Annotated in this window: 7 protein-coding genes; 2 read left to right on the top strand and 5 right to left on the bottom strand. The window is 61.5% G+C overall.

Features of this window, described 5'->3' with window-relative positions; all coding sequences use genetic code 11:
• From GJ698_RS25750 to rpsL, 4 genes are all read right to left on the bottom strand, one after another.
• The coding region (locus tag GJ698_RS25750) for a GTP-binding protein (RefSeq protein WP_229260173.1) at nucleotides 1-202 on the bottom strand (202 nt) is incomplete at its 3' end.
• Between the two features lie 71 nt (nucleotides 203-273).
• Entirely contained in the window at nucleotides 274-2,379 is a 2,106-nt protein-coding gene (gene fusA / locus GJ698_RS25745; protein WP_154360719.1) for an elongation factor G, read from the bottom strand.
• A gap of 114 nt (nucleotides 2,380-2,493) precedes the next feature.
• Nucleotides 2,494-2,964 (bottom strand): 30S ribosomal protein S7, encoded by a 471-nt coding sequence (gene rpsG, locus GJ698_RS25740; RefSeq protein WP_154360718.1) that lies wholly within the window; start codon nucleotides 2,962-2,964, stop codon nucleotides 2,494-2,496.
• Between the two features lie 106 nt (nucleotides 2,965-3,070).
• On the bottom strand, nucleotides 3,071-3,454 hold the full coding sequence (rpsL, locus tag GJ698_RS25735; protein WP_092281397.1) for a 30S ribosomal protein S12: 384 nt from the start codon (nucleotides 3,452-3,454) through the stop codon (nucleotides 3,071-3,073).
• Nucleotides 3,455-3,767: 313 nt separating this feature from the next.
• Between rpsL and GJ698_RS25730 the strand changes: the two genes are divergently transcribed.
• Together GJ698_RS25730 and GJ698_RS25725 are read left to right on the top strand one after the other, a co-directional pair.
• Nucleotides 3,768-5,618: a phosphoethanolamine transferase gene (locus GJ698_RS25730; RefSeq protein ID WP_503826449.1), complete on the top strand. Its 1,851-nt coding sequence runs from the start codon at nucleotides 3,768-3,770 to the stop codon at nucleotides 5,616-5,618.
• On the top strand, nucleotides 5,615-6,370 hold the full coding sequence (locus GJ698_RS25725; RefSeq protein ID WP_229260172.1) for a carbon-nitrogen hydrolase family protein: 756 nt from the start codon (nucleotides 5,615-5,617) through the stop codon (nucleotides 6,368-6,370). The genes GJ698_RS25730 and GJ698_RS25725 overlap by 4 nt, the downstream gene beginning before the upstream one ends.
• A 3-nt stretch (nucleotides 6,371-6,373) precedes the next feature.
• Here GJ698_RS25725 and GJ698_RS25720 read toward each other — a convergent pair whose 3' ends face one another.
• Nucleotides 6,374-7,420 (bottom strand): ABC transporter substrate-binding protein, encoded by a 1,047-nt coding sequence (locus GJ698_RS25720; RefSeq protein WP_154360716.1) that lies wholly within the window; start codon nucleotides 7,418-7,420, stop codon nucleotides 6,374-6,376.
• Nucleotide 7,421 lies beyond the last annotated feature (1 nt).

The following is a 7,421-nucleotide window of genomic DNA, read 5'->3' as shown; positions in this document are numbered from 1 at the left end:
CGTGCGCGGTGTTGATGGTAATGCCGCGTGCTTTTTCTTCTGGTGCAGCATCGATCTGGTCGTAGGCTTTCGCTTCGCCGCCGAATTTCTTCGACAGAACGGTTGCGATTGCAGCGGTCAGGGTGGTTTTGCCGTGGTCGACGTGACCGATGGTGCCTACGTTGACGTGCGGTTTAGTCCGCTCGAACTTTTCTTTTGCCATTTTGATTCTTCCTTAGAACAATGTTTTAAATGTGCGGCCAGGTGATCTACCCGGCCGCAAAAATACCAGAATTACTTCGCTTTCGCGGTAACGATCGCGTCGATCACGTGCTTAGGCGCCTCGGAGTAGTGCTTGAACTCCATGGTGTAGGTTGCACGGCCCTGGGTTGCGGAACGCAGGGTGGTCGAGTAACCGAACATTTCCGACAGTGGCACTTCGGCTTTGATGATCTTGCCGCCGCCGCCTGGGATTTCGTCCATGCCCTGCACCATACCGCGGCGGGACGACAGGTCGCCCATCACGGTACCGGCGTAGTCTTCCGGCGTTTCCACTTCCACAGCCATCATTGGTTCCAGGATGACTGGGCTGGCGCGTTTGCAGCCTTCTTTGAACGCCATCGAACCGGCCATGCGGAATGCATTTTCGTTCGAGTCGACGTCGTGGTACGAACCGAAGGTCAGGGTGACTTTGACGTCCACCACTGGGTAGCCTGCCAGCACGCCGTTGTTCAGGGTTTCGCGCACGCCTTTTTCCACTGCTGGAATGTATTCGCGTGGCACGGTACCGCCTTTAATGGCGTCGATGAACTCGAAGCCCTTGCCTTGTTCCTGCGGCTCGATGGTCAGCACGGCGTGGCCGTATTGACCGCGACCACCGGACTGCTTGACGAACTTGCCTTCAACGTCGGCCACCGATTTGCGGATGGTTTCGCGGTAGGCAACCTGTGGTTTGCCCACGGTCGCTTCCACGCCGAATTCGCGCTTCATGCGGTCAACGATAATTTCCAGGTGCAGCTCGCCCATACCACCGATGATGGTCTGGCCCGACTCTTCGTCGGTCTTGACGCGGAACGACGGATCTTCCTGCGCCAGACGGTTCAGTGCCAGACCCATTTTTTCCTGGTCAGCCTTGGTTTTTGGTTCCACAGCCTGTTGGATCACTGGCTCTGGGAACACCATTTTTTCCAGGGTGATGATCGACGATGGATCGCACAGGGTTTCGCCGGTGGTCACGTCTTTCAGACCCACCGCAGCGGCGATGTCGCCGGCGCGCACTTCTTTGATCTCTTCACGCTGGTTGGCGTGCATCTGCAGAATACGGCCCAGACGCTCTTTACGACCTTTGACCGAGTTGTACACGGTATCGCCGGCGTTGATCACGCCCGAGTAGACGCGGAAGAAGGCCAGCTGACCAACGAACGGGTCGGTCATGATCTTGAAGGCCAGCGCCGAGAATTTCTCGTCGTCCGAGGCTTTACGGGTGGCTGGCTCTTCGTCTTCGTCGGTGCCTTTCACGTCGTCGATGTCGATCGGCGACGGCAGGTATTCGATGACCGCGTCCAGCATGGCCTGTACACCCTTGTTCTTGAAGGCGGTACCGCACATCATTGGCACGATTTCGGAGGCGATGGTGCGCTCGCGCAGTGCCTTCTTGATCTCGGCTTCCGACAGGTCACCTTCTTCCAGGTACTTGTTCATCAGGTCTTCGGTCGCTTCAGCAGCGGCTTCCACCATCTTCTCGCGCCACTCGGCAGCCGAATCGGCCAGCTCGGCAGGGATATCGACGTAGTCGAATTTCATGCCTTGCGAAGCGTCGTCCCACAGGATCGCTTTCATCTTGACCAGATCGATCACGCCTTTGAAGTTGTCTTCGGCGCCGATCGGGATCTGGATCAGGACTGGGTTGGCCTTCAGGCGTGCGCGCATCTGCTCGTACACTTTGAAGAAGTTCGCACCGGTACGGTCCATCTTGTTGACGAAGGCCAGACGTGGCACTTTGTACTTGTTGGCCTGACGCCACACGGTTTCCGACTGTGGCTGCACGCCGCCGACTGCGCAGTACACCATGCAAGCGCCATCCAGCACGCGCATCGAGCGTTCAACTTCAATGGTGAAGTCAACGTGGCCCGGGGTGTCGATGATGTTGATGTGGTGTTCTGGGAAGTTGTTCGCCATGCCTTTCCAGAAGCAGGTGGTCGCAGCGGAGGTAATGGTGATACCACGCTCTTGCTCTTGCTCCATCCAGTCCATGGTGGCGGCGCCATCGTGAACTTCACCGATCTTGTGGTTCACGCCCGTGTAGAACAGAACGCGTTCGGTGGTGGTGGTCTTACCTGCATCGATGTGAGCGGAGATACCGATGTTGCGGTAGCGCTCGATGGGGGTCTTGCGGGCCATAATTAATCCTAAATCGTTTAATGGACAAAACCGAGCGCCATTTTTTGGAGAAAAAATGAGCCCGGCCTCGAACAACGGATAACAGCCAGACCACGCAGGATCTGGCCGATTTTATTAGAAGCGGAAGTGCGAGAACGCCTTGTTCGCTTCAGCCATGCGGTGAACTTCGTCACGACGCTTCATCGCACCGCCACGGCCTTCGGCGGCTTCCATCAGCTCACCAGCCAGACGCTGTGGCATGGATTTTTCGCTGCGCTTGTTGGCAGCTTCACGCAGCCAGCGCATGGACAGAGCCATACGACGCACTGGGCGGACTTCAACCGGCACCTGGTAGTTTGCACCACCAACGCGACGGGATTTCACTTCAACCAGCGGCTTGGCGTTGTTGATCGCGGTAGCGAACACTTCCAGCGGGTCTTTGCCCGATTTCTCGGCGATGTGCTCGAAGGCACCGTAGATGATGTTTTCTGCGACCGATTTTTTACCGGACAGCATCAGAACGTTCACGAATTTGGCGACATCGGTGTTGCCGAATTTTGGATCCGGCAGGATCTCGCGCTTGGGTACTTCACGACGACGTGGCATGTCAATTCCTTCCTATCTTCAGTTGAGTGCCTTGCGGTCACTCGCGGCGGCCATCATAGCCATCCACTTACTCGGTCTCGCGACCGGCTCAACTCAATTAATTAAATTACTTCTTAGCCTGTTTAGCACGCTTCGCGCCGTATTTCGAGCGAGCTTGCTTACGGTCTTTAACGCCCTGGGTATCCAGTGCACCGCGAACCATGTGGTAACGCACACCTGGCAAGTCTTTTACACGACCGCCGCGCAGCAGAACAACGCTGTGTTCCTGCAGGTTGTGGCCTTCACCGCCGATGTACGAGATAACCTCGAAACCGTTGGTCAGACGCACTTTGGCAACTTTACGCAGTGCCGAGTTAGGCTTCTTAGGAGTGGTGGTGTACACACGGGTGCACACGCCACGTTTTTGCGGGCTGTTTTCCAGCGCCGGCGATTTGCTCTTCACGACCAGTTTGGTACGTGGTTGGCGAATCAGTTGATTGATGGTTGGCATCGTTCTAAACCCAACTAAATAACAACATTAACAACCCGGACATAATGCCGGGGACAAAAAACCTTCTCCCGATTTATTGCGACACCGGAGGCGCAAACAGCCACTCGCCTGGAGCGGCCTGATTCAGCGTATACGATGTGCAGAATAAATTGAGAACTCGCGAGTATAGACGTGAACGGCAGTTCGGTCAATCTATTTCGCGGCTTGCAGCGGGTAAGCAAGCACTAGCAGAAAGGTCAGGAAACGCTTGATAATAGCAAATAATCCGGACTTTTCTACCTTTTCCTGCCGCCTGCCCTTGATGCGATCCCTGTTGCGCCCCGCTCCCCTGTTCGTGCTGCTCAGCTACCTGCTGTTGACGCTGGTGCCCTGCGTGCCCCTGCTGCTGGGCCGGCCGGCGCCCGAGCTGGGGCATGTGCTGGCCGTGGAACTGCTGGCCTGGCTGACGGTGTGGAGCGTGCTCGGCCGGCCGGCCTGGTTCCACTGGCTGCTGATCCCGGCCTTCCTGGCGCTGCCGACCGAGATTTACTTGTTCATTTATTACGGCCAGGGCATCTCCACCCACCACCTGGGCATCATCGCCGAGACCAGCCCGAAGGAGGCGATGGAATTCCTCGGCAGTAAAGTCTGGCTGATGGCGGCCGTGCTGCTGGGCGTGATCGCCTGGTGGAGCGCGGTGCAGGTGGCGGCGCGGCGCAGCCCGGCGCTGGCCTGGCGCGGCGCCAGCCGCAAGGCGGTGCTCGGCATATTATTAGCGCTGGGCGCACTGCTCCTGTACGGCCGCGAGTTCGGCGTGCAGGGCAAGCCGTCGGCGCACGCCAGCGCATCGTCGGCCTCGGCCAGCGAGGAGGAGTCCTCGGAAGAAGAAGCGTCCGCCAGTGATCCGGAGCACGCCGCCATCGCCGGCGAACAGCGCACCGGCTGGAAGCTGGGCGCCCTGCCCTGGCGGCTGCGCGCGCCGGTCGGCTTCAGCGACTTTGCCGCCTCGTGGCCGTTCGGCCTGGCCGCGCGCGGCGTCGACTTCTACAAGGAGCGCGAATACCTGGCCGACCTGGGCCGGCGCAGCCGCAACTTCAGCTTCCACGCGCACCAGCCGGCCAGGAACGACACGCCGGAAATCGTCATCATGGTGATCGGCGAATCGTCGCGCTACGACCGCTGGGGCATCAACGGCTACGCGCGCGACACCACGCCGCTGCTGAACAAGGAAGCCAACCTGGTGGCGCTGCCGGACGTGATCACCGCAGTCTCGGCGACGCGGCTGTCGGTGCCGGTCATCATCTCGCGCAAGCCGGCCACGCAAAGCCTGAAGGACGGCTTCTACGAAAAATCCTTCCTCACCGCCTACAAGGAAGCCGGCTTCAAGACCTTCTGGCTGTCGAACCAGATCTCGTTCGGCCAGTTCGACACGCCGGTGTCGGTGTTCGCCAAGGAGGCCGACGTGATCCAGTTCATGAACCTGGGCGGCTTCACCAACAACTCCAACTTCGACCAGATCCTGCTCAATCCCCTGCAGCACGCGATCGCCGACGCGGCGCCGAAAAAGCTGATCGTGCTGCACACGCTGGGCAACCACTGGAACTACAGCCAGCGCTATCCGAAGGAATTCGACAAGTGGCAGCCGTCGCTGTTCGGCGTCGACAAGCCGGTCTACACCGACCTGAAAATCAAGCCGCAGCTGAACAACAGCTACGACAACTCGATCCTCTACACCGACTGGTTCCTGTCGCAGGTGATCCGCCAGCTGAAGGACACGCAGCAACTGGCCTCGATGGTCTACGTGGCCGACCACGGCCAGACGCTGTACGACGGCAGCTGCCGCATCGCCTTCCACGGCCACAACACGCAGTATGAATTCCACGTGCCGGCCATGGTCTGGTACTCGGACGAATACAAGGATCGCTATCCGGAAAAAATCAGCCAGCTGCTGAAGCACCGCAAGGCGCGGCTGGCCACCGAGAACATGTTCCACACGCTGCTGGACCTGGGCGACATCCAGTACGACGATGAAAAGCTGGAGTGGAGCTTCCTCAACGCGCAGTTCAGGCAGCACAAGCGCTACGTCGACAGCTACGGCTGGACCAACTACGACAACGCCACCTTCAAGGGCGACTGCCGCGAAGTGATGGACAAGGGCAAACCACTGAAACAGGACAAATCATGAGCCTGCGCATCGCCGCCGCACAAACCCCGTCGGTGGCCGGCGACATCGCCGCCAATGTGGCCACGCACCTGCGCTTCATCGCCGCCGCGCGCGCCGAAGGCGTGCAGCTGCTGGTATTCCCCGAACTGTCGCTGTGCGGCTACGAACTGCCGCTGCTTCGCACCTGCGCACTGACGCCGGACGACGCCCGCCTGGCGCCGCTGCGCACAGCCGCCATCGCGGCCGGCATGACCGTCATCGTCGGCGCGCCCCTTCTCGACGACGGCGCCGCGCAACCGTGCATCGCCAGCATCACCTTCACGCCGGACGGCGGCAGCCGGACCTACCGCAAGCAATACCTGCACGACGGCGAACAAGTCCACGTCCAGCCCGGCGCCATCGGCGCCCACGCCCATGCGCTGCACGACCAGCGCTATGTGGAAGCCATCTGCGCCGACACCACGCGCGCCGAACACGCGCGCGCCGCAGCGGACGCCGGCGCCTCGCTCTACGTCGCCGGCGTGCTGATTTCAAACGGCGGCTATGACGCCGATGCGGCGCTGCTGCGCGGCTACGCCGGACAGCATCGAATGGGCGTCCTGATGGCCAACCACGCCGCGCCGTCCGGCGGCTACGCCGTCGCCGGAAAAAGTGCCTTCTGGGCGCCGGGCGGCGCACTGCTGGCGCAAGCGCCCGGCCCCGGCGACTACCTGGTCATCGCGGAAGAGGATGAAGGCTGGCACGGCAGAACCGTGCCGGTCGACGCGGCGTAAGACTCAAGCCGCCACCTCCTGCTGCTGCAACAGCCGGCGCGCCGCCGCCAGCGGACGCCGGTCGGTCCACGCTTCGAGATCGAAATCGGCATCCAGGAAGCCGTGCAGCAGCAGGAAGTCGGTCTGCTGGCGCAGCAGCGCCAAACGCTCCGGCGACAGGTCCGGATGCAGCGCGCGATGGAAGCCGTCACGGTAAGCCTGCGTCACCGCCTGCGCGCTGCCGCGCGTTTCATCCTGCAGCACCCGCTGCACGCCGTCCAGGTTATCGGCGGCCCAGTCGGCCGCGCGCAAACCCTGCGCCAGGAAGCGCGCCACCAGCTCCGGATGGTTGTCCAGCAAACTGCGATGCACGGTGATCGGCCGCGGCGTGCCATTGTTGACGCGGAAGCGCTGCGGCAAGGCGTCGATATCGACGCCCACCTCAAGCCCCAGCCGCCGCGCCGCATCGAACGCCGCCGCGCCCTTCACATACACCGCATCGACGCGGCCGGCGGCCAGATGTTCCAGCCCGGCCCACAAGCCTTGCAGCGCGCCGGCGCCATCGCGCCGCAGCGTCGCCTCCACTTCGACAAAGCGCACGTCCTCAAGCGCCAGCCCGGCTGAAGCCAGTACGCCCTTGACGCCATGCAGCGACATGCCGCGCGCAATGCTGCAGCCACGCACATGCGATGCGATCGGATGATCGACATACGCCGGCAGCGCCACACGCAGGCCTTGCAGCTGCGACGCCTCGCGCACGCCGGAACCGGCGCGCACGATGATGGCTTGCCCTTCGTCGATCCAGGTCAGGCCGATCAGGCGCGTATCGGCGCCCTGCGCGCGCGCGGCCAGCGCCAGCATGTTGCCGCCTTCGCGTATCAGCTCCGGCAGATCGTGGTCGTAGTGGTGGCGCGCCAGCGCGCTGTTGGCAGGCTGCTCCTGCAGGGTGGACAGCGTGATGCCGTCCGCCGCGAATTCCTCGTCCAGCCAGCCCAGCTTGTAGGCCAGGCCGGTGGCGGTCGGCACCGGGCAGCGGGTGAACCACAGCTTCTTCAAGGCGTTATCCGTCATG

It is taken from the genome of Duganella aquatilis, assembly GCF_009674565.1.
GTDB classification, from domain to species: domain Bacteria; phylum Pseudomonadota; class Gammaproteobacteria; order Burkholderiales; family Burkholderiaceae_D; genus Rugamonas; species Rugamonas aquatilis.
This window is presented reverse-complemented; position numbering and strand designations above follow the sequence as displayed.